Here is a 26,069-nt window from a genome sequence, read left to right on the forward strand (position 1 = left end):
AAGCCATGACTTCCACCAGTACCCCCGCAGCAGACACTGCAACCGCCCGTGCCCGCCTTCTTGAACTCATCAAAGAGTTGGCGGTGGTCCGCGGAAAGGTGATCCTCTCCAGCGGCAAGGAAGCTGACTACTACATCGACCTCCGCCGCATCACCCTGCACCACGAGGCCTCCAAGCTGGTGGGCCAGGTCATGTTGGCAATGATCGACGACGCCGGGATCCCGGTTGAGTGCGCTGGCGGACTCACCATGGGTGCCGACCCCGTAGGTACCGCTGTCATGCACGCCGCCGCCGACGCCGGGCGCGCCGTGGACGCTTTCGTTGTCCGCAAGGCCCAGAAGTCGTACGGCATGGGCCGCCAGGTGGAAGGTCCCTCGGTTGAGGGCCGCAATGTGGTTGTCCTCGAGGACACGTCCACCACCGGCGGGTCCGCACTGACCGCCGTCGAGGGTGTCCGCAAGGCCGGCGGCAATGTGGTTGCCGTCGCCGTCATCGTGGACCGTGACACCGGCGCCAAAGAGAAGATCGAAGCCGAAACCGGCGTGCCGTACCTCTTTGCCTTCGGCAAGGACGAGCTGGGCCTTAACTAGGGAGTTTGTGTACAGGCGATGCCCCTAAAAGCGTATTTTAGGGGCAACAACTGTGCACAAACTACGGGGCTGTAAGGCAGTGCCCGCGAAGCCTATGCTAGCTGCGTGGACGTTCAAGTAGGGAAGCTCCAGGCTCCGCCGGAGGTGAACGAAAACCTCCCGGGCCAGAGCTCTGCCATGCCCGGATCCGGATCAGTTGATGCTGCCGATCCGGCTGACTGGGCACGGATCCTGCCCCACGTTTCGCGGATAAAGCGGACATCGCGCCGCAACTTCCTCATCACTGCAGGGGTTTCGCTGGCGCTGGCCGGAGACATGCTGTTTACCCGGCGCGTGCAGGCCGAGCGGCGGGCCACCAAGATCCTCCGCGTCCCGGACTCATACTCGGATCTCTACTTTCCCAAGTCCAGTTGGATCCTTTTCCCCGGGTACAAAACCAGCTGGGAAGAGGCGCAGTGGATCCTGAACTCACTGCGCCCTGCCCTTCACCAGCGCGGCCGCCTTGCCGCCATCGGGTATTCCAACCTTGGCCTGGACGTTGATGAGATCGTCCGCGAACTCATTCTCCACGTGCGCGAGCTGGGGCTGGAGAAGCTGTATTTCTACGGCCACAGCTTCGGTGGGATGCTCGCCACGCAAGTCGCCGCCCGTCTGCTGGAGCTGCATGGTGTGGAGACCCAGCTGATCGTCCTGGATTCCAGTCCCTTCAGCCGCTCGGATGTGCTGGATCAGAGCTGGTTCGACGGCGTGGTGTTCCTCTATGAGAACGGCTTCCGCATCCCGTCAGTCCTGCGCGGCGGATATGAACTGGGGGAGAGGGTGGCGCACAAGGACGAACGCACCTGGCGGCAGATCCTGGACCAAAGCCTGGAGCAGCTCTCGCCGATCGCCCCATCCAGCGTCCTGATCCAGACGGAGTCGGCGTACATTTACCACTTCGATGGCCTGCGTCTCGCCGGCAAAATCGGCTCGGCCAAAATGGCATTCCTCGGCAACTCCAAGGACAACACGGTCAACTACGAGTCCGCACGCGCTGGGTGGAGCAAGGTCTTCGCGGCGAACATGAAGCTCCCGGTGCTCAGCACAGAGGGTGCCCGGCCAGCGCATGCCAGCCCGCAATGGAGTGCCGACATTTACCGGCCCCTGTTGGAGCGGGTCCAAAATGAGCTGGAACCGTTGCCGCCTGCGCCTGACGAGCCGGCGTACCAGGAGCCAAATGGACGGGTTATCCGGCCGGCATAGGTCTTCTTGCTGGGATTTGCGTGGGTTCCTGACCCTGTTTGGCTGGATTCGGGGCAGAAATCAGCCCAAATGGGTTGTTTTTGGGTGGCTGCGGCGTCAAAGAGGGTCAGGAAGCTGCGGCCCTCGCTGACTCAACCCCGCAGCGCTTCAACCTCGCAGCGCTTCAACCTCGACGGCGGTGAGGCCTGCCTCCCGCAGGAAGCCGCGGGCGTCCCCGAACTCCCGTGCGAAGCCGACCAGGAAATGCCGGATCGCGGCTTCCGGGCTTTGCAGGATCATCAGGTCAGGGCTGAAGTACTGCGCCGGCGTGGACGGCACGTGGAGCCGCCACGTCTCGGCCATGACCTGCAGCAGGTTTGGAAGGTTGCCCGTGGTGGCCGTGTAATCCTTCACCACGGCCTCGTCCGATTCGCCCGCGGCCATGAGTGCAATCGCCGACACCACTCCGGTCCGGTCCTTGCCCAGCGAACAATGAACCAGCGTGCGCTTGCCTTCCGCGACGGGAACCAGGGCATCGGCAACCCACTCGGGCCGGACGCGGATCCAGCCCAAATACAGATCTCCCAGGTCCTCCGGAGTTTCCACTGCCTGCAGCGACCCCGCCACTGCGTTCGGATCCAGGGGATTATGGATGAGCTCGACGGCGGGTGCAGCGACGGCGGTACTCCCGCCACCGCCGTCGGGCCTGGTCGCGTTCGAAGGAGAGGAACCGTCCGGAACCAGCCACGGAACCAAGGACCGCTCGAGCTCGCTGCGCAAGTCCATGATGGCCTGGATGCCATGCTCCGCCAGGAACCCCGATGTCGCGGCAGCATCCAGGCCAAACGGCTGGCTCCCCCTCAGTATCCGGCCGCCGGCCAGAGGACGGAGGTTGAGCACAGCCATGACAGGACTCCTTTGGCTCTAGATCTGGCTCTTGAGGTCGGCCACGGAGTTCAGGATCTGGTTGGGTCGGAACGGGAAGGACACGATTTCCTCGCGTTGGGTGATACCGCTGAGCACCAGGACCGTGTGGAGCCCGGCTTCCATCCCTGCCACGATATCGGTGTCCATGCGGTCGCCAATCATGGCCGTGGTCTCCGAGTGGGCGTCGATCTGGTTCATGGCGGAGCGGAACATCATGGGGTTTGGCTTGCCCACGATGTACGGCTCGCGGCCCGTTGCCTTGGTGATCATTGCCGCGATTGCGCCGGTTGCCGGCATGGGGCCGTCCTTGGAAGGGCCGGTGGCATCAGGGTTGGTCGCGATGAAACGGGCGCCTGCCAGGATGTGGCGGACGGCCATGGTGATCGCCTCGAAAGAGTAGGTGCGGGTTTCGCCGAGCACCACGAAGTCAGGTTCCGTGTCCGTGAGGATGAATCCGGCTTCGTGCAATGCGGTGGTGAGGCCGGCCTCGCCGATGGTGTAGGCGCGGTTGCCGGAATCAGAGGACTGGACCTGGTCCTTGAGGAACTGGGCTGTGGCAAGCGCCGAGGTCCAGATATTCTCCTCCGGAACTTCCAGGCCGGAGGCGCGGAGGCGGGCTGCGAGGTCGCGCGGGGTGAAGATGGAATTGTTGGTCAGGACAAGGAAGCGCTTGGACGTATCCACCCAGCGCTGGATGAGCTCGGCTGCACCGGGGATTGCCTGGTTTTCATGAACCAGCACGCCGTCCATGTCCGTGAGCCAGCATTCGATTTCGTGGCCGTTCCGGTAAACCGACGCGGACGTGTGGGGCGTGGATTCTTCTGCCATATTTGCCTCCGGCTGGGATTGGTCGTGCACTGCCTCCCAGTCTTTCATTATTCGCAGCGGGAGACATCCCGCTGCCGGTAGTGGCGTTAACTATAAACTCAGTGTATAGATGAGGGTGTGAACAACTCACTCACCCTCCTGGGCCTTTTGAATCGCGAGCCTAGCTACGGCTACGACCTCAAACACTCTTATGACCGATACTTCGGAGCAGGCAAGGCGCTGGCCTACGGACAGGTGTATTCCACGCTGGCGAGGATGGTCCGTGATGAGTTGATCCGGGCTTTGGGCGAAGAGACCGGCGGAGGTCCGGATCGAAAAAAGTATGCGATCACAGACGCCGGAGAAGCCACGGTGCGTGAGTGGCTGTTCACGCCTGACATTCCCTCCGAATCCCTGCAAAGCAACCTCTTTGCGAAAACCGTCATCGCACTGCTGTTGGATGACGACGCGGAGCGGTTGCTTGATGTGCAGCGCAGCCAACACATGGCCCGGATGCGGGAACTGACGCGCGCGAAGAAGGAAGCAGGCCTGCTGCAGGTACTGATGTGTGACCACGGCCTGTTCCACATCGAAGCGGACTTGAGATGGATCGACCTCACGGCTGCCCGGCTGTCCCAACTCAAAAAGGAGCTTCAGAGCGTATGATCACCAAAACACCCATCCTGAGTGCCCGCGGGTTGCGCCACTCCTTTGGTCCGACGGAGGCCCTCCGGGGAATAGACCTGGACGTCCATGCGGGGGAAGTGCTGGCTGTCATGGGCCCATCCGGATCCGGGAAGTCCACGCTGCTGCACTGCCTGGCCGGGGTCCTCGTGCCCGACGACGGGACCGTTACGTACAACGCGCTCGGCCAAGGGCCCATGCTCCTCAACGAACTGAAGGAGACGAAGCGGACCCGGCTGCGGCTGACGGACTTTGGGTTCGTCTTTCAGTTCGGGCAGTTGCTACCGGAACTCAGCGCGGTCGATAACGTCAGCATCCCGTTGCTGCTTGACGGGATCAAACGACCTGAAGCGTTGCAACGATCCAGAGACATACTGCAACGTCTTGGCTTGGACGGGTTGGGCGAAAAGCTGCCTGGCGAATTGTCGGGTGGCCAAGCCCAACGCGTCGCTGTTGGCCGAGCCTTGGTGACGTCCCCTGCGGTGTTGTTCGCTGATGAACCCACCGGCTCGTTGGACTCCCTCGCCTCGGAAAACGTGCTGACCTTGATGCTGGATCTTGTCCGCGAAGCCGGGACGACCGTGGTGATGATCACCCACGATGCCCGAACGGCTGCCTATGCCGATCGGGAAGTCATTGTGCGCGACGGTGTTTTAGGTGCCGGATACCGGGTGTCCGCGTGAACACGGGACTTTTCCGGCTGGCAGTGGCAGGCAGCCGTTCCGCCTACGGCAGGTTGGCCGGAATCGCTGGAGGAGTCGTCGTCGGGGTGTGTCTTTTGTTATTGCTCTGGGGTGGCGCCAACGGATTGCAAGCCCGGGACGATCGTGGCGCCTGGTTGCGCGAAACGGGGCATCCGTCCGTATCGGATTCGATCGATGCTTCGGGCCTTGCCGTTCCCATCCCCTTGACTCCGGAAGCGGTGCTCATGCGGGCCAACGGACAGGAGATCTTCCGGGACCGACTCATTGAGCGTCGCGATTTCGCTGCACTTCCATCGGCCGTCGTGAGCATCCCGGGAGTCGATAGCCCTCCGGAACCGGGGAGCTACTATGCCTCGCCGGCGTTACAACGCCTGATCGATTCGACGCCACGCGATCAGCTCGGAGACCGCTTTGGGGAGTTTGCCGGTGTGATCAGCGATGCTGCCCTGCCCGGACCCGATTCCCTGGTGGTCATCACCGGGGCCTCTGAGGCAGAACTTCGCAAGAGCGGAAACGCCTCGTTGGTTTCGGACTTCACCAGCAACCCGTACGGAGGCAGCGCCGCCTCTTACACCACAGTGCTCCTTATGGGAGCCTTAGCAGTCTTCTTCCCCGTGTTGCTGTTGATCAGCATCGTCACAGATTTAGGAGCCGCGCAGCGACGGGAACGGTTTGCGACCCTGCGGCTCATTGGGGCGTCTCCCGGCACCGTCTCCCGCATTGCCGGCGTCGAAATCGCCATCCCGAGCCTGATCGGTGCCGTGATGGGTCTTGGCGTGGCGGGGATGTTGAGGCCTGCCACTGCCCAGATACCGATCAACGACACCAGAATGTTTGCTTCAGATCTGCACACCGGATGGGCCGCCAATGTGGCAGTGGTGGCTGTAGTCGTGCTGGCCTCGGCACTTGTCGCCGCCGTTCGAACGGCGCGCGCAGACGTTGGGCCTCTAGGGGTGACGAGGGTGGTTCATGAGAAGAAGCCAACAACTTGGCGAACAGTGCCGCTGGTTATGGGGCTCGCCTTCATGACTTTCGCGGTAGTTCTCATCCGTGTTCTGGATTTTCGGCTGCCATGGCTTGAGTCCCCGCTTCTGGTGGGCGGATTCATGATGGTCCTTGCAGGCATCGTCGTGATCGGCCCGTGGCTGACTCGCGTGGTGAGCCGAATGGGCTTGCATCAGGCACGAAGCGCGGCAGCAATCGTTGCCGCAAGCCGTATTCAAAAGACTCCGGCCGCTACCTTCCGGTCCGTATCAGGGCTTGTGATTGCGGTGTTTGTTGTCTCGGTTTTCGCCGGAGCATCCAGCATCCTGCAATCCACCGAGAGCCCACAGCCGCGCCCCGGGTTGATGCAGCCCACCAGCCTCCACGCAACAATGAGGTCTGGAGAGACGCAGGTCCGGGTGGAGGAAACAGCCGCCGCTGCGAAGGAATTGCCGGGAATTCTCAGCGCCACCATTGGCTATGGCCCTGCTGTGCTTTCGGACCGGGGCGCCGGATCTGAGCTCTACTTCCGGGCCTCAGAAGCTCGAGCCTTGGGGTTCGACGACATTCCAGCAGCAGAAATTGTTGCAGTGGACAGCGCCTTCCTCTACTTCTGGACAGCTCAGCCCCTGGCCCTGAAACCGGCTCCCGATGGGACTCTGGCCGGTCTTGTTCCGGTTGTCATGGTGGTGGACACCGACGGCACTGCTGAGGCCGTGGACCGCGCCCGGACTGCGTTGAGCCGCTCGGGCGTCACGGCCACGCCGGCGTCCTCCAAGTCTGACTTTCAATTGCAATCATCCAAACGCCTGATCCATGGCCTTGCCGTGCTTGCGTACCTCGGCATGTTCGTTGCGGTCGCCATCGCAGGGCTTTCACTCGCGGTGGGTACTGCCTCGGCCATCCTGGACCGGCAAAGGGTTCTTGGGCTTATGCGTCTCATGGGGATGCCAGCGTCAATTCTGCGTCGAATCGTTGCCCGGGAAGCTGCAGTTCCCCTCCTGAGCGTGCTGCTGCTTGCCATTGGCCTCGGGTTCCTCACGGCCTGGCTCATGGTCACGGCCCTCAACGACGCATACCAACTCTCCTGGCCGGAGCCCGGATACTTCATTGCCTTGGCTCTGAGCCTGGTCCTGGCACTCAGTGCTGTCATCGCCACCTTTGGCCTGATCCGGCGAACTACTTCCGTTACGGCTACACGCTTCGAATAAAAAGGCGGTTCGAAGGGAGACATCCCGTGGTGTGCCTGCGTGGGTAGTTCTGCCCATGTGGATATTCGGCTTTGACTTGCGTTGGGCGGCTCAGCCCCGACTACGCTTGTTCCGGCGCAGGCGTGCCACCACCGTGGGTCGGGGGATCGACATGGTGGATTTTTTGTGTCGCCGCACTTCAGCAGGTCCCCAGCACTCGATCGACAACCGGATATCCCCAGATACGCCGGTACTCAACGCATTTGAAAGGGCCTGTCATGAGCAACAACAATGGAGTGCCGCAGCCTCCGTACAATCCCGACGGCGTGCCGCAGCCGCGCTACGACACCGGCCAGGAGCAGTATCGGCAGTATCAGCCGGGCCAGACCCAGCCGATGTACCAGCCGGAAGCGCAGGGGCAGGAAGGCCAGACCCAAGCTTTCCCCACACAGCCGGCAGCGACCCAGGCTTTCCCCGCGCAACAATTCCCAACCCAGCAGGGTTACCCTGACGGCGAGTACGCGGAAACCGTCCACCGATACCCACAAACTCAGCAGGGCCAGCCTGGCTACCCTGGCCAGCCCGGCTACCTCGGCCAGCCTGGCGGACCCAGCCAGGGCCCGGGTGACCACAACAAAAAGGCGCTCTTCCTCATCCTCGGCGGGGTCGCCGTCGTCGTGATCATTGCGCTGGTAGTGGTGTTCGCATGGTTGATTCCTTCGGTGACCAAACCCGTGGCCGTAGAGAGTCCCGTGCCTTCGGCCAGTGCCTCAGACGAGGCGTCCGACGCAGCGGCCGAGCCGTCCGATGACCCGTCCGGCGAGGCAAGCGCCTCCTCCGAGATTCCGGAAGGCGCCATCCCGCTGCCCAGCGTGTGGGAGAAATTCGCCGGCCCAACCAATGTTCCGGCCGACGGCGACCCGCTGTTCAGTAAGTGGGTCACGGGCGAGTCTTCCTTCCAGTACCTGGCCGAGTGGACGCATGACGAATCCTTCGGGATCACCAAGGACCCCACGACTGGTGAAGAAATCCAGAAGAAGGCCCAAGGCACGGTGGAGGCGGACGGCGACGGCATTGCCCTTGCGTATGCATTCTTCGCCGAGTCCGACGAAGGCAAGTTCGGCAAGGATCCGAAAGAGATCAAGGCCGCGATCGAAGACATCGAGGCCCGGTACAAGGGCATGACCGCCACGGAACTGCCCCAGAACCTGGTAGGCCACAAGTGCACCTCGGACTTCAAGACCTCGATGCCTGAGATCCGCGAGTTCCGCCGTGGCGCAGCAGTAGTCATTGGCTTCACCTGCACCAACGCGCGCGGCGAAGAAATCCAGGCAGCCAACCTGTTCTCTGTGACGCCGTGGGGAACTCCGCAGATGCTGGGCGTTAGCGGGCACAAGACCTACTGGGATGCCCACCCCGGACTGATGGAGCAGCTGGCCAACTCGTACCGCATCAACAAGTGGAAGATGGTCTAGACGCTCGGGCAAAGAGGCAAAGACCGGGCAGGGCTAAAGTTGAGGGGTGACTGACCTTCCCCCCAACACGGCCCTGCCCACCCCTGCCCACACCGCATCAGACGCTGACGGAACGGCAGAAGGCTGGACTGAAGCGAAGCCGGAGGTCGGCGTCGGGCCCTGGGAAGGCGAGTGGCCGGTTGGCGATCACTGGGACCCGGACCTGCTCAGGGACGGCGACCGCCGCAACGTGGTGGACCAGTACAGGTATTGGAAGCACGAGGCGATCGTCGCGGACCTGGATTCCAAGCGGCACGAATTCCACATCGCGATCGAGAACTGGCAGCACGACCTCAACATCGGCACGGTTGTGCGCACCGCCAATGCGTTCCTCGCCAAAGAGGTCCACATCATCGGTCGACGGCGGTGGAACCGTCGTGGGGCCATGGTCACCGACCGCTACCAGCACGTCCGCCACCACCCCACTGTTGAGGAGTTCGTTCAGTGGGCGCAGGGGGAGGGGCTTGCCGTGATCGGCATCGATATCTTCCCGGATTCCGTGCCGCTGGAGACCTACGACCTCCCGGAAAAGTGCGTCCTGGTATTCGGGCAGGAAGGCCCGGGCCTCACGCCCGAGGTGCATGAAGCCGCCGTTGCCACGTTGTCCATTGAGCAGTTCGGCTCCACGCGTTCCATGAATGCTGCCTCTGCTGCGGCGATCGCGATGCACGCGTGGGTTCGCCGGCACGTGTTCCAGCAGCCGGTGCGTTAGGCCCACTTCCTGATCCGCGGAGGCTAGCTACTCTTCGCTCGGAAATCCGGGTAGGCCGTCGATGCTCAGCGCGTTCCTCTCGGCCCGGTACGCAATCATGCCGTCCGTGCCCTTCTTCTCGGCCTGCAAGCGGAGAAGGTCACGCTCGCCAGCCGTCTCCATGACAGGGACGCCCCAGCCGCAGGAGTCACTGATTCGTGTGACATCCACTGTGATGACGGCCCGCGTGCTCGGGTGTTCGGGGTGGAGAGCCACTACTTCTTCAAATTCTGCTTCACCGGGAAGGAACACCGAGCCTTGGCCGTGGAGTCGAACGATTCTTGGCCGGCTGCCGAACGAAGTGAACATGAGGCACACCCGGCCATTTTCCCGGAGGTGTGCGATGGTCTCCACGCCGCTGCCGGTGTAATCCACCCAACCCACCCGGCGAGGGCCCAGGACCGAGAAAGAGTCGTGGCCGCGAGGTGACATGTTCACATGTCCGTCTGCTCCCAGCGGCGCGGTCGCAACAAACCACATGGGCTGTTCCTCGATCCACGATTTGAGGTCCTTGTCGATGGAATCGAAGAGTTTAGCCACGGTCAAAGCATACAAACGAGCGGGCACCTTGTGCCGCAACTTGGGGTTCAAATGCCAACCCGGCGGAAGTGTTAAGAGCCCCAGTGACCCGAAACACGGCGTCCCGGCGGATATCGCTAGGATGGGAGCTAGCCGTAAGCGGTCTACTCCAGGGTTACCAACCCACAGACGAATTCAGCATAGGAGTCACCATGCCCATTGCAACCCCAGAGATTTACTCCGAGATGATCGACCGCGCGAAGGCTGGCGGATTCGCTTTCCCCGCGGTCAACGTGACGTCGTCGCAGACTCTGAACGCTGCGATCCGCGGTTTCGCCGAGGCCGAATCCGACGGCATCATCCAGGTTTCCACCGGTGGCGCAGCCTACTGGTCCGGCGCTTCGGTCAAGGACATGGTTGCCGGTTCGCTCGGTTTCGCCGCGTTCGCCCGCGAAGTGGCCAAGAACTACAACGTCAACATCGCCCTGCACACGGACCACTGCCCGCAGGACAAGCTTGCAGACTTCGTCCTTCCGCTGCTCTCTGCTTCCGAGGAAGCCGTCAAGGCCGGCAAGGACCCCATCTTCAACTCGCACATGTGGGACGGCTCGCACGAGACCCTCTCCGAGAACCTGCGCATCGGCCGCGAACTGCTTGAGCGCGCAGCTGCAGCGAAGATCATCCTCGAGGTCGAAATCGGCACCGTCGGTGGCGAAGAAGACGGCGTTGAGAACGAAATCAACGAGAAGCTCTACACCACCACCGAAGACGCTCTCGCAACCATCGAGGCCCTGGGTGCCGGCGAAAACGGCCGTTACCTCACCGCCCTGACCTTCGGCAACGTGCACGGCGTGTACAAGCCGGGCAACGTCAAGCTCCGCCCCGAACTGCTCAAGCAGATCCAGTCCGAGGTTGGCGCCAAGATCGGCAAGGACAACCCGTTCGACCTCGTGTTCCACGGCGGCTCGGGCTCCTCCGAGCAGGAAATCGCTGACGCTGTTTCCTACGGTGTCATCAAGATGAATATCGACACCGACACCCAGTACGCGTTCACCCGCCCGGTTGCCGGCCACATGTTCTCCAACTACGACGGCGTCCTGAAGGTCGACGGCGAAATGGGCAACAAGAAGACCTATGACCCCCGCGTCTGGGGCGCTTCCGCCGAAGCCGGTATGGCCGCGCGCATCGTCGAAGCAGCCCAGCAGCTCGGATCGGTCGGCAAGACTTTCTAATGTCCGACGAATTCCGCAAGAACCTGATGGGGCCGGAGCCCACGCTCCTGCCCGCCGAAACCGAGATCTACCAGCACCTGGCTCTCGGCAAGGAAGCGCTGGACCTCGTGGAGAAAAACCCCACGTCGTCTCTTCTCTGGGCAATCCTCGCCGAGGAAGCCTGGGCTGAGGGCCGCACCATCGACTCTTACGCCTACGCCCGCGTGGGCTACCACCGAGGACTGGACTCGCTGCGCCGCAACGGATGGCGCGGTGTGGGACCGATCCCGTGGGAGCACGAGCCCAATCAGGGCTTCCTGCGCGCGCTCTACGCACTGGGTCGCGCCGCCGCTGCAATCGGCGAGCCCGAAGAGCCCGAGCGGATCGAGAAGTTCCTGAACGACTCAGACCCGAAGGCCAAGGCAGCGATCGAGGCCAGCTAAGGCCTGAGCTGCTCAAGCAAACGACGACGGCGGCCCTCACCAAAAGGTGGGGGCCGCCGTCGTTAGCTCGTTGTGGGGCCTGTTGTGCGTGCCTAGGTGTGTGTCAAGGGCGCAGAGCAGGCCCCACAATGAAGGGGGAGACTAAGCCTTGCGCGGGATGCCCGTGCGTGCCATTGCCTCGGCATAGGCGCCGTGGATGGCATCCAGGTATTCCTGCTGGCGGGCGGGGGTGCCAGCGAAGGAACGGCCACCCAGGGAACGGACCTTGAAGGTCTTGAAACCGCGGCGGGCGATGCTGGCAGGAGCGGCCTTCATCAATTGGTCAGCAAGGCGGTGTGCTTCATTGCCGTGTGCCACAAGGGCGGAAGTGCGCGGCAGGATCGCGAGCAAGCGCAGGAGCGGCTTCAAGCCTTCGGTGATGTTGGCCGGCGTCAGCTTGCCCGGTTCCTCGTTGGGCTCGATCCAGGGGTACGCGTTCCACGGCATCATGAGCTCGGGGCGGAGACCCAGCTGCCACTGCATGCCGAGCATGCGAGTGGCTGCTTCTTCGTCACCCGGGTTGATGAAACCTTCGCCGGAGTTGGTGCGCTGATTGGAGAAAAGGCTGACGATGCGGCAGTCATCCATGCTGTGGGCGGGGTCGATGTAGAGGACCTCGCTGCCCGGCTTCTGCTCCTTGATGGAGTCGCACAGCTCGTTGACCTCGGCGATGTGCGGTTCGTAGCGGCGGTTCCAGAGGATTTCTTCGGGTGATTCAGTCGCCAGTTCTTGCATCAGGGGTTTGGTCTCCTAGGTGTTACTGCGCGCACCTTTCCAAGGGGCCGCGGGCATGCCGCTGCCGAACCTCAAAGGGTGCTGTTGGGGGCTAACTAACCTTACCGGACTATGGGCCCTGCAGCACCCTGTTTCGGCGCGCCCCCAAATGAGACACGGCGTGTTGCCCGGCATCGTGGCGGACGTCTCCACGGTGGGGCGCGAATTCCGGCATGATTCGGGATATGGAGAGACGAGAATCATCCGCTGCCGCTATTTCCGCTTTCGAAGGGCTGGGGGCCGATCTGGCCTCCGCCGGTGTGGTGATGGGCAAGATGTTCGGTGCCACCTCACTGATGCTGAACAAGAAGGCGCTGGCTTGCCTGAACGGGGACAAGGTTGCCTTCAAATTGGGTAAGGACACACCCGAACATGCGCGAGCACTGGCCCTCCCTGGCGCTGAACTGTTCGATCCCTCGGGAATGAACCGCCCTTTCAAAGACTGGGTGGAGCTCCCGTTGTCCTCACAGTCAGAGTGGCCTTCCTTCGCCGAAGCGGCGTTGCAATCCGCGGCAGGGGAGTGAACCGCCCTCCATGCTTCGCGCCGCCGTCGAGCCTGAACATTAACCCATTTGTGCAGGTCAAAGCCGTTGACTTTGACCTGCACAGATGATGGGTTGGGGCTACTGGTTTTGGGGGAACCTGTTCTGGAACCCCCGAATCCCGGCACCGGTCTTAGACAGCATCATTCGCATCATCTACCTCGGGGGTAAACGTGGTTGCATCAACAGAAGCGTCACCAGAATCAGGGCAGCGTCCCGGCAAAGCACCAAAAGTCCGAGCGATCCTGGCAGGTGGCCTGGTCCTTGGAGTGGGTGCGGCGATCACCTTGGCCGCGTGGAACAGCTCCGAGTTTGCCCAAGGCACCTTCACAGCAGGCTCCTTCAACCTCCAGGGAAGCATCAACGGAACCACCTTCACTGAGAATCCGGTGGGCTCACCCGCCACGTTGGCATTCACTACCAACCCGACCAACCTTTCGCCGGGTGACGTCGTAACCGCTCCGTTCGCTGTCAGGCTGGATGCGGCGTCAAGCTACGACGCCACGGTGACCATCTCCACGCAAGGATCCACGGGGTCCGTGGCAGGCCTGACGTACGAGCTCACGCAGTCTGAAGCTTTTGGTTGCTCCGAAACTGTCACGGAAACATTGGTGGCGGCCGGGCAAACGCTGGGGACGACGCCGGCAAGCGTCACCTTTCCCTTGACTCAAGGAGCCGGTACTGACCCCGGAGCGCCTGTGAACCTCTGCTTCAGGGTGACCGCCGGGGCAGTTGTCCAAGCCCAAACAGGGTCCACCACGTGGGAATTCGCCGCACAGTCTCAGTGATCCATGGGTCATCGACGAGCAAAAACCAAGCGCGGTGTAGTTTTCCTTCGTATCCGTGCGCTCCTCGCAGGGGCATTGGCATTGGGACTCGGCGGCTCTGTCACACTCGCGTCCTGGACTGACAGCGATTTTGCCTCCGGTTCGTTTGGAACAAGCGTTTTCCAAACTGAATCCAATGTGACCAAGCCGTATGACGCCTTGGGTACATGGAGCACCAACGACGCTTCGCCCGGCGCCACTTTGGTGTTCGATGCTACCGCCATGAGCCCGGGCACCGTTTTCTATGCGCCGTTTGCCATCAGGACCAGGGCAACATCCATTGCCGGCGAGGTGGTGCTCGGGATTCCCGTGGTGACCAGCAGCGGAACGGGGGTCACAGACTTGGGTGCGGCGCTGCGGTATCGGGTAGTTCGATCAGCCACATGCCAGGCGTCGTCGTTCACAGGGAGCCCGAATTTTGTGGTGGGTAGCGATGGCGTCAAGCCTTTGACAATGGGTCAGGCAGCCGGCGTCGTGAATCCGCTGGCGGCGGCCACGGCGACCCTGCCCGGGGCAGCCACGCAATTCTGTTTTGAAGTGTCGCTTCCGGCTGGGGCAAACAATGCGTTGCAGGGCCAGACGGCAACCGCGACCTGGCAGTTCACTGCTACCTCAAGCTCATGAGCACCCCCAGGATCCGGTCAGGCCAGTTTCAGCACCGCTTGCGGGAAACGCTGCTGAACATTGCTGCCGCGGGCGGCGCTGTCTGCCTCGTCGCCGTCGTTCTTGCAGTGGCGTTCAACATCACCCTGATCCTGTTCAAAACCGGTTCCATGTCGCCCACCATCCCGGCAGGTTCGCTGGCTGTGGTTCGCGAGATTCCGGCTGCGGACATCAAGATAGGCGATGTTGTCACGGTGGACCGGCCAGGAAAGCTGCCCATCACGCACAGGATCCAGACCGTTGGGCCGGCGGACGGTGCTGCCCGCATCATCACCATGAAGGGTGATGCCAACGCCGAGGCTGATCCGGCGCCCTACGTCGTCGAGCGGGTCCGAATCGTCCTTTGGTCCGCCCCCGGCCTTGCCTATCCCTTGGCTGCTGCCGCCAATCCGGTGGTGTTGGGCGCAACAACCGTCTGCGTAGCGGCGCTGGTGAGTTGGGTGCTCTGGCCCCGAAACGGCTCCCGAAACGGCTCAGGGCGCGGCCAGCGCCGCAAAAGAGGGCAACATGCTGCTGCCTAGGTTGGGGGCCTTGGCCGGGCTGCTCGCTCTCTTTTTGTTGGCTGCCATTCCGGCGCACGCCGAAGAAGGACCTTCCGGTTGGTTGGAGCTCGACGCTGGCCCGGCCGGGGAAGTTCATCGTCTCACCCCTGGTGGGAGGGCGGATTGGGCGGTAGACGTGCAGGCACGGGGCGAGCCTGCCGGTTTGCTGGAAGTGTGGATCCAGCCGACCGAAACTGCAGGTCCGGATAGTGAATCCAGGGGACTTCGGGACTTCCTCAGCGTGCAATTACGGTCCTGTGAACAGCCATGGAATGGCACCATGTGCGCGAGAGGTGAACGGAGCTTGCTTGAGCCCACGGATCTAAATCTTGCCGAGGGCTTAAGGATCGACCTCATGAAAGACGGCAGCACCTGGTCCAACGGGTCCTACGTCCTTGTGAGCGCGGCGCTCGCGGAGGACGTTCCCGCAGAGTTCCAAGGGAGCCGCACACAAATTGTGCTCGGCGTCCATGGTTCGGGCGACGCGGCTGGAGATCCCAGCCCCGGTGCGGTCACCGCACGTCCGGGCGGGCCGCCGTCGTCCATGGGCTTGGCTGACACCGGCGCAAGGCTTGGTGGCGCCGCGATGTTGGGCGTGCTGGCCGTCGCCGCAGGGTTCGCTCTTGCCCATTGGCGGAGTGCGCAGGCATGAAGAAGCGGCTCGGTCGGCTGGGTTCCGTGGCGATGGCATTGGCCCTGCTGATCTTCCCATCGCTGCTCATCTCCGCCTCAAGCCCGCCCGAGGTGACGGAGGCGTCCTGGCAGCGGAGTGAATTCGGAACGGGTAGCGTCGGGACCATCACGATTCCGCCTGCAACGTTGACGGCTGCGTGTGAGTATCATCCCGTATTTCTTGGCGCCGGCGCATACGTCAGGGTCTTTTGGAAACCTCCGGCCAGCTACCCAAACCTGACCGACGCCGTGATTGACGTCCACCTGGTCACTGCAGGATCCGCAGTGACCACGCTTCAGGGATATCCCGGAGCTGCGAACACCACTGGTTCTGCTGCCGGCTACACGACGGACATTCCGGCCACGCTTCTTGGCGGCATTATTGGATTCAACACCCAGTTCCAAGTGGATATCTACATCACCTCGGCCGGCTGGAAGTCCACGCCCGTGTCGGTCAGGGCCAATGCGGGCTTGGTTGCCGGCGTCGGAGGGTCCTGCACCAATCTCTGAGCTGTCATCCCGGATGCTCCAAAAGTTGGGCAAAACGTCCTTGAAAGGCTCCTTGACACCAGAGTTTCAGGCCCCATCGGCTAAACTTGGCTGGTAAGAGCCCCGAAACTCTTGCGTACGCTGCCGTCCGCGGCAGGCTGCACCGGTAAGTCGGGGCATTCTCATGTACGGCGTCGAGTCCTGGCCATCCGGCTTGGTCTCGCCCGAAAGAATGGGGGAGGATCCCATGCCCGCTATCGTGATCGTCGGAGCCCAGTGGGGCGACGAAGGCAAAGGCAAAGCTACCGATCTGCTCGGTGGCCGTGTTGACTACGTGGTTAAGCCCAACGGCGGCAACAACGCCGGGCACACCGTGGTGGTTGGCGGTGAGAAGTATGAGCTGAAGCTCCTTCCCGCGGGCATTCTGAGCCCCAACGCAATTCCCATTATTGGCAACGGCTGCGTGGTGAACCTCGAGGCACTCTTCCAGGAAATCGACGGCCTTGAGGCCCGTGGCGCGGACACCTCCCGCCTGCGCGTATCGGCCAACGCGCACCTCGTCGCCCCTTACCACCAGGTTCTGGACAAGGTCACGGAGCGCTTCCTCGGCAGCCGCGCCATCGGCACTACCGGCCGCGGCATCGGTCCGGCTTACATGGACAAGGTGGCCCGTCTGGGCATCCGCGTCCAGGACGTCTTCGATGAATCGATCCTCCGCCAGAAGGTGGAAGGTTCGCTGCGCCAGAAGAACGAACTCCTGGTCAAGGTCTACAACCGTCGCGACATCGTGGTGGACGAGATCGTTGACTACTTCCTCTCTTTCGCTGAGCGCCTGCGCCCGCTGGTTATCGACAGCACGCTGGAGCTGAACAACGCGCTGGACGAAGGCAAGGTTGTGCTCATGGAAGGTGGCCAGGCTACGTTCCTGGACGTTGACCACGGCACGTACCCGTTCGTCACCTCATCCAACCCGACGGCGGGCGGTGCGTCCGTTGGCTCGGGCATTGGCCCTACCCGTATTTCCCGTTCCATCGGCATCATCAAGGCTTACACCACACGTGTTGGCGCCGGCCCGTTCCCCACGGAACTGTTCGACGAAATGGGCGTGTACCTGCAGAAGACCGGTGGCGAGTTCGGTGTGAACACCGGCCGTCCGCGCCGTTGCGGTTGGTACGACGCCGTGCTGGCGCGCCACGCTTCCCGCGTCAACGGCTTCACGGACTACTTCGTGACCAAACTGGACGTCCTCACGGGCATAGAGCAGATCCCGGTCTGCGTTGCCTACGATGTGGACGGCGTCCGTCACGACGAAATGCCCATGACGCAGACCGAGTTCCACCACGCAGTGCCGATCTTCGAGTACTTCGACGGCTGGACCGAGGACATCACCGCGGCCCGCACTCTGGAGGACCTCCCGGAGAACGCCCGCAACTACGTGCTGGCTCTGGAAAAACTCTCCGGCACGCGCTTCTCGGCCATCGGCGTCGGCCCTGACCGGGACCAGACGATCGTGGTTCACGATTTGATCAACGACTAAGTTTTACCGCAATTTACGACGACGGCGGGTCACCCTCGGTTTCCATGTTGAACCGGCGGGTGGCCCGCCGTTTTGGATAGGCCGTCTTGGTCACGGGATGCCAGCGACCGCCTTCTCCGCAGCTTCCATTCTCAACCTCGCGGCCTGGACGATGATGCCGACTGCGGCAGAAGCCATGATGACCACTCCGTAGGCCTGCAGAGTGGGCACGAGTCCCCAGATGGGCGCGAGCAGGCCCGCGATGATGACCGGCACGCTGAATGCCAGATAAGCCGCCGTATAGATGGCGGAGAAGACACCAGCGCGTTGATGGGGCTGAATATGCGGCGCGATCAGGCGAAGTTGCCCTCCAAAGGAGCCGCCGAATCCGAGACCGCCAAGTACGGCGCCGATCCAGACGGCCGCAAGCCATTTTTCACTGACTCCCAGGAGGACCGCCACTATCCCGACCAGGATGAGGGACACTCCAACAAGGGAGCCATGCCGGGCAGGGTGCCGGGCGAACACAAGTCCTGCAACGGCGGCGGCGAATGGACCCAGAAATGCGGAGAAACCTGCCACCAGGCCCCCATCCAGTGCAAAGTGCAGCCGGAGCAGTGGGGGGAAGAGCCCCAGGAAGAAGGCTGGGAACATCCAGCCCGCGATGTGAACCGGGATGCCCGCGGCAAATTCTCGGCGGATGCCAGCTGGGAGACTGAGCCGGGGTGTGAGGGATCGGGCTGCGCCGGGGCGTTTTGGAGTTGTTTCAGCTGTGAAGCTGACAAAAACGATGGCCAGGAGCATGACGCCCGTGAGAATGGCGAAAATGAGCATGTTGGCGTCAGCTGTGAACTGAACCGCAGCGCCAGTCACGAGGGCTCCGATGCCCAGACCACCAGCCACCGACGCGCCGGCAATGCCGCCGGCGAGTTTTTTAAGGTGTGATGGTGCTTGCTCGACGATGGCTGCGTTAAAAGCGCTGGTCGCAATGCCGGTGGCGATTCCTTGCAGGGCCCGCGCGATGATCACCCAGGTAATGGTGGATGCAACCATGAACGCGATCATGGAAATCAGCTCGGTATACAGCGCAATCAGCATGACTGGGCGCCTGCCCAGGTGATCCGAAAGTGAGCCTCCCACCAGCAGCGCTGCCAGCAGGCCTATTGCGTAGATGGCGAAGGCGAGGCTGAGGGTGGCTGCCGAAAAGCCCCACTCCTGCTGCCGGAGCGAGAGCAAAGGCGTGGGCGCCCCTGCCGCGAAAAAGAATGCGGCGAAGGCCAACGCCAGCCCGGGAAAAGCCGTCTTAGCCGGGAAAGTGCTGGGCGGGCGCGTGGCGCGGGATGGTGACAATGTACGGGACAAGGGAAGACTCCTTAGACAGAACGGTCTAATCCCAGTTAGACAGACCTGTTCAATAAAGTCAAGAAATTTTAGACAGATCTGTCTGATATGCTTTTTGCATGGCCTCCACCAAACTTCCGGCTCGTCAGCGTCTCCTCGATGCTGCAGACAAGTTGTTTTATGCCGAGGGTGTCCACACTGTTGGCATTGACCGCCTTATCGAGGAGGCAGGCGTAGCCAAGGGCTCGCTCTTCTACAATTTTTCGGGCAAGGATGATCTCGTCGCCGCCTACCTGGAGGGTCGCGACCGTCAACGGCGCGAACGCATTGCGAGGTTCCAGCAGGGCTTGGATGATCCGGTCGACAAGCTCTTGGCCATCTTTGATGCCCTGCAGGAAACGGTCTCTTCTCCCGGATGGAGGGGATGTCCCTTCGCCAATGCCAGCGCAGAGGCACTTCCCGGAAGTGTGGAGGCCGAGGCACTCCGGGCCTTCCGGGACTGGCTTTCAAACGCGATGCTTTCCCTCTGTGAAGAAGCAGGCTTTGTTGAACCGGCAGGCGTGGCCGCCCGGCTCCGGCTGCTCTACGACGGAGCTGTATCGAATTCAAATCTCGATGCGCAACCAGAAGCTGTGGGCTGGGCTAAAGAGCTGGCCGCGAAAGTTCTGCACGACTCACCTCGCTCGTCGGAATAGCCTCGCGGGGAGGGCAGTTGTCGCAAGAATGAAGGCAATTACCTATAGCGAGTATGGAAATCCGGACGTCCTTGAGCTGACCGAGCAGCCAATGCCTAAGGTGGGGCCCGGCATGGTCCTGGTGAAGGTGAAGGCGGCGTCGGTAAATCCTGTCGACTGGAAGATTATGGCAGGCTACCTGGACTCCTTCATGGATCTGCAATTCCCGGCCATTCCCGGGTGGGATGTAGCGGGGGTGGTGGAGTCTGTGGGAATCGATGCACCGCACTTCAAGCCCGGCGCCGAAGTCATCTCCTATGGCCGCAAGGACTACGTTCACGGCGGCAGTTTTGCTGAATACATTGCGCTCCCGGAGAGACTTCTTGCCAGGAAGCCGGACTCCCTGGATTGGAACGAGTCGGCCGGGCTTCCTTTGGCCGGGCTCACGGCTTTCCAAGTGCTCAATCGTCTCGGGCTCAGGGCGGGCGAGACGGTTTTGATCCATGGCGGTTCTGGCGGTGTCGGATCCCTCGGCGTTCAGATCGCAGTGGCGCTCGGTGCGCGGGTCATCGCGACCGCGTCGGAAAGGAACCACGAATTCCTCAAGGCCCTCGGAGCCGAAGCTGTGGCATATGGTGAGGGGCTGTCCGACCGCGTGCGTACTCTGAGTCCTGCCGGAGTGGACGTCGTGGCCGACTTTGCGGGTGGAAACCTCGAGGCGACGCTGGATGTCCTGTCCGAGGGAGGCCGGCATGCATCCATTGCAGACAGTGAGGTGGAGGCACATGGCGGAACCTGGATGTGGGTGAATCCTGTTGGTGCCGAACTGCAGCAGCTCGCTGACTTGGTGGACGAACACAAGATCCGGGTAGAGGTGGCAGAGGCACTTCCCTTGGCCAAAGCAGCGGATGCCTTCCGGCTCAACATGGAGGGGCATACTCGCGGAAAGATTGTGCTCACCGTGGAGCCTTAGTCCAAGAGTTCAGTATGATCCAAGCCTACTTATGTTCAATTCATACCTAAGTGGGTTATGCTCTTCCTACCCCCTAGGAAAGAGCGAAGATGCTTCTTGAACGAGACCTCATTCAAGCCACCGGCTTCCGCAATGTCCGCGAAGGCGATCGCGTTACCGGATTTCAGGTCAGGGTCCGCATGCCTTCCTACCGCGGCATGGCCGCCTCCCTCATCGATGGCATTGCCGTTCATGTGGGAAATCTAGTGGACGTACCCGCCGAGGTTCCGCTCTGGACCTTCAGCGGCAACACCTACAGCCTCCGCGAGCTCTGGGCCAGTGAGGGCGTGCGATGGCAGTTGGAAGAAGCCGCCGTCGTCACCGTTCCGCTGGAAGGTGGCCTGCCGCAAGGCGTGCATGATGTCCATGTCGAGCTGAAGCTCCGCATGTCCTACATCCCGCTTGAGCACCAGCCCACGGTCCACCGCAGCTCGCGGCAGATCACGCTGGGGCCCGAGGGCGGCGATGGAGTCTTCCGCTACGGGGTCTCCCTCTACAGCTTTATGCACGACTACGGAACGGTCTTGGACCTGGAAACCGCCTTGGCCGCAGTGGCAGATACGGGAGCCACCGGCGTCGAAATTTTGGGGGAGGGCCATGTGCCCAACTACCCGGAGCCCACGGCGGCCTGGACTGAGAAGTGGTTCGCCTTGCTGGAGAAGTACTCCCTCGAACCGACCAATTACGGCTCGTGGATCGATACGAGACTGCATCCAGGCCGGAGCATGACGGCCGTGGAAGGTGCCGCCGCACTGCAACGTGACTTGAGGCTGGCCCACCGTCTGGGCTTTGGATTCGTCCGTCCCAAGATCGGAGTTGTCTCCAGCGACCTCATTCCGGACCCGATCTGGACCGAGTCCGTGGAGCGTTCCCTGGATCTTGCCCATGAGCTGGGGGTGGTTATCTGCCCCGAAATCCACTCGCCCACGCCCATCAAGCACCCGGTGGTGGACGACTACATTGCCCTCATTGAGCGCACGGGCACCAAGAACTTTGGCCTGTTGATCGATACCGGAATCTTCCAGGACAGGCCCATCCCGCTGCGGGAGGGCGAGACCAGGGAAACCAGGCCCGCTTTCCTCGACGGTATCGGCGTGGACCCGGCAGACTTTGCCGGGATCGCGCAGTACGTCGTCTTCATCCAGGCGAAGTTCCATGACATCGATGAACACCTGGAAGACCAGCAAATTCCGTGGCGTCCCGTCCTTAAAGCCCTGAAAGACGCTGGGTACAACGGCTACTTGTCCAGCGAGTACGAGGGCGAGAGGACGCCGTGGCGTTCCATCGAGCAAGTTCGCCGCCAGCATTCGCTCATCCGCAAGATCGCATCCGAACTCGCCTGACCTCAGAGTCAGAGACGTCAGAGAAATCCCCACAGTAAGAGAAGAACAATGCCCAATGGACTGATTCACGAAGACAGCTTGCGAACCCACCCCGAAGGCCTCGCTTTATCGCTGACCCTTCCCTGGTACCGGAGCCTCTGGCTCTCGTCCGTCTCCACGCTCAAGCTGACAGTGGACGGTGAAGAGGTTCCGCAGCAGGACCTCTCGTTCGAGCTCGGCGGAACCATCTACGCGCTGGAAGAACTTCCGGCCCAGGCTGAAACTCTGTGGTTCCTGCAGGAGCACCCGCTTCTCATTGTCAAACGTCCTGCGCCGGTGAAACTGGGTGAGCAACATGCCATCCGCATCTTCGGTGAGCTGCGCCTTCCGTACATGCAGATCGCGGCCGGACAGGACGGTGGGCCCGGAATGTACGTGCCGAACTTCGTCAACCAGGCTCTTGAGCTGACCGTTGTGGACCATGACGCGCCGCCACCTAAAACCACGACGCCGGTCACGCCACCGCCGCCGAAAGCGGACGAGGATCCATTCTCCTTGGGGTTGACCCTCTACTCGGCAAGTGCGGAGTTCCGGGCTGGATGGTATGACTTCGATGGGTTGCTGAACAGGGTGGCAGAGCTCGGAATCGGACCCGGAATCGAAATCGTCGCCTCCCAAGTGCTGCCCACCTACCCCGCGGTGAGTGATGACTTCGCCAAGTCCTGGCATGCAGCCTTCGACAAACACGGTTTCGATGCGAGTTCCTTTGGGGCGAATCTGGACATGGGCCGCCGGCGGGACCGCGACATGAACCCGGACGAAGAATACGAATTTACAGAGACGCTCTTCCACGGGGCAAAGAAGTTGGGATTCCCGCTGGTCCGGATCCAGAGCGCAAAGCCGGAGCTGCTGCGGCGCCTGCTCCCGCTCGCGGAACAATTGGAACTCAAGCTGGCGTACGAGATCCATGCTCCTTTGGGACCGAATTCCCCCGAGATCATGAAAGTCCGTGACGTTTACGACGAATTGGATTCGCCGTTACTGGGCTTCGTGGCCGATTTCTCTTCCACCATGCACAGCATGTCTCCAACATTGTTGCGGGCGGTCTCGCGGGCCGGACTCGATGAAGAAGCGCTGGAGCGCCTGCAGGCCATCTGGTCCACGGATGCTTCAATGCGTGCGCGGCAGGATGAGTTCATCGGGTACCTCCGAAGCCGTGACTTTGATCCCGCCCGGCTCGGCTCGTTCGCCCACCTCGCTTTCAACATGCACGGACATGTCAGCCCGGGCGATTGGGCTGACATCATGCCGCAAATCATGCACGTACATGCGAAGTTCTATGACATCGACGAAGGCGGCAACGAACCTGCCATCGACTACCCGGAACTCGTCCGCGTGTTTGTGGAAGGTGGTTACCGAGGCTACTGGTCCAGTGAATGGGAAGGACATGCCTTCGCCGAGTTGGGCGAAGTGGACCCCCTGCTGCTGGTTCGGAAGCAGCACGACCTCATTAGGCGCAGCATGCGCGCGGCGGTTGCCAAAGTCTGACGCGGGAGCTCCGCCTGCAGCCCGGCCGGTTCTCCGGCCGGGCTCTACGCGTTGGCCTCGGTTTCGGCAGCGACGATCGCGGCGGCTTCCTCGAAGAGGCCGCGCATCCAAATGTGCTCGGAGTCGGCGTTGTGGACCGGATGCCACCACAGGGCGTTGACCAACGGCGTGGCCGGAAACGGCAGCGGCAGGATCCGGACGCCGCCCAAGCGACGGGCAATGGGGGCCAAGGCTGCCTGGATGAGACCGATCCTGTTGGTTCCTGCGACGAAGTGGGGGAGTGCTTGGAAGCTTTCCACCACTACTTCCACGCGCGGCTCAATGCCCAACTGCTGAATCTGGCGCTCAGCGGACGTGAACGCTGAGCGCGACTGATAAGTCATGACCCACGGCAGGTTGGCGATGTTGTCCATGGAGACCTCCTCGCCCACGTCGTCGTTGGTTTCTGAAACAACGGCAAGCCAATCGTCGCGCCACAGATCCACAAACGGGAGGCCCGTAAGGATCCCGTGGGGAATCACCATGCCATCTGCCGCCCTCAAACGGTTGGCAGCGTCCTCGACCACTACGGGATTGTGAAGCATGAACCGGAAGCGGACTCCAGGTGCACGCTCGGCTGCCAGCTCGGAAACGACCTTTCCGACAGTGGTGAAACCGTAGTCCGATCCATAGATGGAAAACTCCCGCGCCGATTCGTTGGGCTCCCAACTGGCCTGGCTCTCGAAGACGCGTCGGGCGGCGTCGAGGGCCAGTGTGGTGTGTTCGGCGAGCCTCAGTGCGAAAGGGGTGAGCTCGTAGGTGTTCCCGCGGCGGGCAAGGATCGGATCGCCAAAGTGGTTCCTCAGGCGGGCCAACGAAGCACTCAAAGCTGGCTGGCTCAAGTGCAGGCGCTCGGCCGCGCGGGTCACGCTGCGTTCGGTAATGAGGGCATCCAGGGACGTCAGCAGGTTGAGGTCGAGCCTGGAAAGCAGGGCGTGGTCCGTCACGACGGCAATCCTTTGAGTCGGGGCCTTGGGAAACAGAAGGCGTAGCAGGACCAGTGTATCCACGGGCCTGATGACGTTTCCGCCGTCGATCTGGAGCACCCACGGAGCTACGTGCAGTCCGCCTTTACACGAAACAGCCGGACTTATGTGCGGCATCTGAAATACTTATGTGTCTTTCTGGCAAATGCCGTGCATACTGATGAGTGACGGGGGTCACGGCGCTCCCGATAAAGACAAAGAAGTCAGAAAGGCTGAAAATGACACAGCACCGCTTTCGAGGACTGAAGCTCGGCGTTCTCGTCATCCCAACCGCTGCTGCACTTGCACTGACAGGCTGCTCAGGCTCCACTACTGCCGGCAGCGCAGGCGGCTCCAAAGAATTCTCCTTGACGTTCGCTACCTCCAACACCATTGAGAGCCCGTTCCAGAAGCTCGGCGAGCAGTACATGGCAGCGCACCCCGACGTGAAGATCACGTTCAACGCGCAGCCGAACGACTCCTACGACCAGACCGTCCGCACGCAGCTGCAGGCCGGTAACGCCTCGGACGTCATCGTTACGTCGCCCGGATCGGGAACAGGCCGAAGCATCCTTCCGCTGGTTGATGCAAACTTCCTGGAACCCCTGGACGATTCGGCCAACAAGTTGGTTCCAGTGGGCAGCGAAGCCTTGTTCGGCAAGGACGGCAAGGTCTACGGGCAGGCTGCCGAGATGACCGTCGTCGGGCTCGTGACCAACGAGACCGCCGCCAAGGCCTCCGGTGTCTCCGACTTCCCCAGCGACTTCTCGTCCCTGGAAAAGCAATGCTCCTCGCTGAACTCCTCCGGTAAGTCCTTCTTTGCTCTGGCCGGATCAGCCGCACCCAACACTGGCCTGATGGCTATGTCCCTCGCGGCCTCCCGGGTTTACGCGGAGGACCCCAAGTGGAACGAAAAGCGTGCGAGCAAGGAATCCACCTTCGCCGACTCCCAGGGCTGGAAGGACGCGCTGCAGGCCGTCGTCAAGCTCAACGAGGCAGGTTGCTTCCAGAAGGGCGCAGCAGGCGCAGGCTTCGACGCCATCACCAAGGGCCTCGCGAGTGGCTCGTCCCTTGCCGGCTTCATCCCGGCTCCTTCGTGGAAGCAGCTCAAGAGCGCAGCGGCCGATTCCGACTTTGCAGTCCGTGCCCTTCCGTCCGAGAAGAGCTCCGACAAGGGCTTCGTTTACGCCAGTGCGAACTACTCCTTCTCCATCAACGCCGGCTCCAAGAACAAGGATGCCGCCAAGGCTTTCCTGGACTGGGCTGCCGAACCTGAGCAGACCAAGGCCTTCGCAGAAATTGATGGCGCGCTTCCCGTGAGCGGTTTGGACAGCTACGACTACGCCTCCGGCGCTTACAAGAACGTCGGCGACCTCATCAAGGACGGCAAGTACGGTCCGCTTCCCAACAGCCAGTGGCCAAACTCCGCAGTCTACGATGCCCTCGCCACCGGCGTTCAGGGCCTCTTGACAGGCCAGAAGTCGGTTGACCAGGTGCTGCAGGCCATGGATGCGGCCTGGGGCTAAACAGATTCACACCACCCAAAGTTCCGACGACTC

At 62.0% G+C, this 26,069-nt stretch carries 27 protein-coding genes; 21 read left to right on the plus strand and 6 right to left on the minus strand.

All coding sequences use genetic code 11. The features are described from left to right. Positions 1-5 precede the first annotated feature (5 nt). Both pyrE and AC1DD7_RS19010 read left to right on the plus strand, forming a co-directional pair. The gene (gene pyrE / locus AC1DD7_RS19005; RefSeq protein ID WP_216922127.1) at positions 6-590 is read left to right on the plus strand and encodes an orotate phosphoribosyltransferase; all 585 of its coding nucleotides are present in this window, start codon (positions 6-8) and stop codon (positions 588-590) included. Between the two features lie 105 nt (positions 591-695). Next, a complete protein-coding gene (locus tag AC1DD7_RS19010; protein ID WP_477516165.1) occupies positions 696-1,832 on the plus strand; it encodes a thioesterase domain-containing protein in 1,137 nt (378 codons plus the stop codon). Between the two features lie 147 nt (positions 1,833-1,979). Here AC1DD7_RS19010 and AC1DD7_RS19015 read toward each other — a convergent pair whose 3' ends face one another. Both AC1DD7_RS19015 and AC1DD7_RS19020 read right to left on the minus strand, forming a co-directional pair. Next, on the minus strand, positions 1,980-2,717 hold the full coding sequence (locus AC1DD7_RS19015) for a tyrosine-protein phosphatase (protein ID WP_477516166.1): 738 nt from the start codon (positions 2,715-2,717) through the stop codon (positions 1,980-1,982). A gap of 18 nt (positions 2,718-2,735) precedes the next feature. Beyond that, the gene (locus AC1DD7_RS19020) at positions 2,736-3,566 is read right to left on the minus strand and encodes an HAD-IIA family hydrolase (protein ID WP_431117907.1); all 831 of its coding nucleotides are present in this window, start codon (positions 3,564-3,566) and stop codon (positions 2,736-2,738) included. A 117-nt stretch (positions 3,567-3,683) separates the two neighbouring features. On the opposite strand from AC1DD7_RS19020, the gene AC1DD7_RS19025 reads away from it, so the two are divergent. From AC1DD7_RS19025 to AC1DD7_RS19045, 5 genes are all read left to right on the plus strand, one after another. Next, positions 3,684-4,211, plus strand: a complete 528-nt coding sequence (locus tag AC1DD7_RS19025; RefSeq protein WP_477516167.1) for a PadR family transcriptional regulator — start codon at positions 3,684-3,686, stop codon at positions 4,209-4,211. Then, the gene (locus AC1DD7_RS19030) at positions 4,208-4,912 is read left to right on the plus strand and encodes an ABC transporter ATP-binding protein (protein ID WP_477516168.1); all 705 of its coding nucleotides are present in this window, start codon (positions 4,208-4,210) and stop codon (positions 4,910-4,912) included. Before AC1DD7_RS19025 ends, AC1DD7_RS19030 begins: the two co-directional genes overlap by 4 nt. After that, positions 4,909-7,128 carry an FtsX-like permease family protein gene (locus AC1DD7_RS19035; protein WP_477516169.1) on the plus strand — a complete coding sequence of 740 codons (2,220 nt, stop codon included), beginning with the start codon at positions 4,909-4,911 and terminating at the stop codon, positions 7,126-7,128. Before AC1DD7_RS19030 ends, AC1DD7_RS19035 begins: the two co-directional genes overlap by 4 nt. A gap of 257 nt (positions 7,129-7,385) precedes the next feature. Beyond that, positions 7,386-8,582 carry a hypothetical protein gene (locus tag AC1DD7_RS19040; protein WP_477516170.1) on the plus strand — a complete coding sequence of 399 codons (1,197 nt, stop codon included), beginning with the start codon at positions 7,386-7,388 and terminating at the stop codon, positions 8,580-8,582. Positions 8,583-8,628: 46 nt separating this feature from the next. After that, on the plus strand, positions 8,629-9,333 hold the full coding sequence (locus AC1DD7_RS19045; protein WP_477516171.1) for a TrmH family RNA methyltransferase: 705 nt from the start codon (positions 8,629-8,631) through the stop codon (positions 9,331-9,333). A 27-nt stretch (positions 9,334-9,360) separates the two neighbouring features. Here AC1DD7_RS19045 and AC1DD7_RS19050 read toward each other — a convergent pair whose 3' ends face one another. Next, positions 9,361-9,912: a pyridoxamine 5'-phosphate oxidase family protein gene (locus tag AC1DD7_RS19050; protein WP_477516172.1), complete on the minus strand. Its 552-nt coding sequence runs from the start codon at positions 9,910-9,912 to the stop codon at positions 9,361-9,363. Between the two features lie 191 nt (positions 9,913-10,103). Between AC1DD7_RS19050 and fbaA the strand changes: the two genes are divergently transcribed. Both fbaA and AC1DD7_RS19060 read left to right on the plus strand, forming a co-directional pair. Then, complete coding sequence (gene fbaA, locus AC1DD7_RS19055; RefSeq protein WP_431117919.1) at positions 10,104-11,123, plus strand: class II fructose-bisphosphate aldolase; 1,020 nt, start codon at positions 10,104-10,106, stop codon at positions 11,121-11,123. Next, positions 11,123-11,545 (plus strand): DUF3151 domain-containing protein, encoded by a 423-nt coding sequence (locus tag AC1DD7_RS19060; protein ID WP_216922107.1) that lies wholly within the window; start codon positions 11,123-11,125, stop codon positions 11,543-11,545. Before fbaA ends, AC1DD7_RS19060 begins: the two co-directional genes overlap by 1 nt. A 141-nt stretch (positions 11,546-11,686) precedes the next feature. Here the strand turns inward: AC1DD7_RS19060 and AC1DD7_RS19065 are convergent, their stop codons facing one another. Continuing rightward, positions 11,687-12,319 carry a uracil-DNA glycosylase family protein gene (locus AC1DD7_RS19065; RefSeq protein WP_431117920.1) on the minus strand — a complete coding sequence of 211 codons (633 nt, stop codon included), beginning with the start codon at positions 12,317-12,319 and terminating at the stop codon, positions 11,687-11,689. Positions 12,320-12,543: 224 nt separating this feature from the next. On the opposite strand from AC1DD7_RS19065, the gene AC1DD7_RS19070 reads away from it, so the two are divergent. The 7 genes from AC1DD7_RS19070 (at position 12,544) to AC1DD7_RS19100 (ending at position 17,630) form a co-directional block, all read left to right on the plus strand. Continuing rightward, positions 12,544-12,882, plus strand: coding sequence for a hypothetical protein (locus AC1DD7_RS19070; protein ID WP_477516173.1), 339 nt, complete (start codon positions 12,544-12,546; stop codon positions 12,880-12,882). 191 nt (positions 12,883-13,073) lie between these two features. Beyond that, positions 13,074-13,688, plus strand: coding sequence for a SipW-dependent-type signal peptide-containing protein (locus tag AC1DD7_RS19075; RefSeq protein ID WP_431117922.1), 615 nt, complete (start codon positions 13,074-13,076; stop codon positions 13,686-13,688). Between the two features lie 3 nt (positions 13,689-13,691). Further along, positions 13,692-14,351 carry a SipW-dependent-type signal peptide-containing protein gene (locus tag AC1DD7_RS19080; RefSeq protein ID WP_477516174.1) on the plus strand — a complete coding sequence of 220 codons (660 nt, stop codon included), beginning with the start codon at positions 13,692-13,694 and terminating at the stop codon, positions 14,349-14,351. Next, positions 14,348-14,911 (plus strand): signal peptidase I, encoded by a 564-nt coding sequence (locus tag AC1DD7_RS19085; protein ID WP_477516175.1) that lies wholly within the window; start codon positions 14,348-14,350, stop codon positions 14,909-14,911. Before AC1DD7_RS19080 ends, AC1DD7_RS19085 begins: the two co-directional genes overlap by 4 nt. Then, positions 14,898-15,584 (plus strand): hypothetical protein, encoded by a 687-nt coding sequence (locus AC1DD7_RS19090; protein WP_477516176.1) that lies wholly within the window; start codon positions 14,898-14,900, stop codon positions 15,582-15,584. Before AC1DD7_RS19085 ends, AC1DD7_RS19090 begins: the two co-directional genes overlap by 14 nt. Continuing rightward, the gene (locus tag AC1DD7_RS19095) at positions 15,581-16,114 is read left to right on the plus strand and encodes a hypothetical protein (protein ID WP_477516177.1); all 534 of its coding nucleotides are present in this window, start codon (positions 15,581-15,583) and stop codon (positions 16,112-16,114) included. The genes AC1DD7_RS19090 and AC1DD7_RS19095 overlap by 4 nt, the downstream gene beginning before the upstream one ends. Before the next feature lie 226 nt (positions 16,115-16,340). Continuing rightward, complete coding sequence (locus tag AC1DD7_RS19100) at positions 16,341-17,630, plus strand: adenylosuccinate synthase (protein ID WP_431117931.1); 1,290 nt, start codon at positions 16,341-16,343, stop codon at positions 17,628-17,630. Between the two features lie 90 nt (positions 17,631-17,720). Here the strand turns inward: AC1DD7_RS19100 and AC1DD7_RS19105 are convergent, their stop codons facing one another. Beyond that, positions 17,721-18,971, minus strand: coding sequence for an MFS transporter (locus AC1DD7_RS19105; protein ID WP_477516178.1), 1,251 nt, complete (start codon positions 18,969-18,971; stop codon positions 17,721-17,723). Between the two features lie 98 nt (positions 18,972-19,069). Here AC1DD7_RS19105 and AC1DD7_RS19110 point away from each other — a divergent pair, with 98 nt between their 5' ends. From AC1DD7_RS19110 to AC1DD7_RS19125, 4 genes are all read left to right on the plus strand, one after another. Continuing rightward, positions 19,070-19,645, plus strand: a complete 576-nt coding sequence (locus AC1DD7_RS19110) for a TetR/AcrR family transcriptional regulator (RefSeq protein WP_477516179.1) — start codon at positions 19,070-19,072, stop codon at positions 19,643-19,645. A 28-nt stretch (positions 19,646-19,673) separates the two neighbouring features. Then, positions 19,674-20,597, plus strand: coding sequence for an NADP-dependent oxidoreductase (locus AC1DD7_RS19115; protein WP_477516180.1), 924 nt, complete (start codon positions 19,674-19,676; stop codon positions 20,595-20,597). 89 nt (positions 20,598-20,686) lie between these two features. Beyond that, positions 20,687-21,979 carry a C-glycoside deglycosidase beta subunit domain-containing protein gene (locus AC1DD7_RS19120; protein WP_477516181.1) on the plus strand — a complete coding sequence of 431 codons (1,293 nt, stop codon included), beginning with the start codon at positions 20,687-20,689 and terminating at the stop codon, positions 21,977-21,979. A 48-nt stretch (positions 21,980-22,027) separates the two neighbouring features. Then, on the plus strand, positions 22,028-23,506 hold the full coding sequence (locus AC1DD7_RS19125) for a C-glycoside deglycosidase beta subunit domain-containing protein (RefSeq protein WP_477516182.1): 1,479 nt from the start codon (positions 22,028-22,030) through the stop codon (positions 23,504-23,506). A 44-nt stretch (positions 23,507-23,550) separates the two neighbouring features. On the opposite strand, the gene AC1DD7_RS19130 is transcribed toward AC1DD7_RS19125, so the two are convergent. Continuing rightward, on the minus strand, positions 23,551-24,492 hold the full coding sequence (locus tag AC1DD7_RS19130; protein ID WP_477516183.1) for a LysR family transcriptional regulator: 942 nt from the start codon (positions 24,490-24,492) through the stop codon (positions 23,551-23,553). A 257-nt stretch (positions 24,493-24,749) separates the two neighbouring features. Between AC1DD7_RS19130 and AC1DD7_RS19135 the strand changes: the two genes are divergently transcribed. After that, a complete protein-coding gene (locus AC1DD7_RS19135; protein ID WP_477516184.1) occupies positions 24,750-26,036 on the plus strand; it encodes an ABC transporter substrate-binding protein in 1,287 nt (428 codons plus the stop codon). Positions 26,037-26,069: the final 33 nt, after the last annotated feature.

The organism is Paenarthrobacter sp. 10L412 (genome assembly GCF_056395565.1).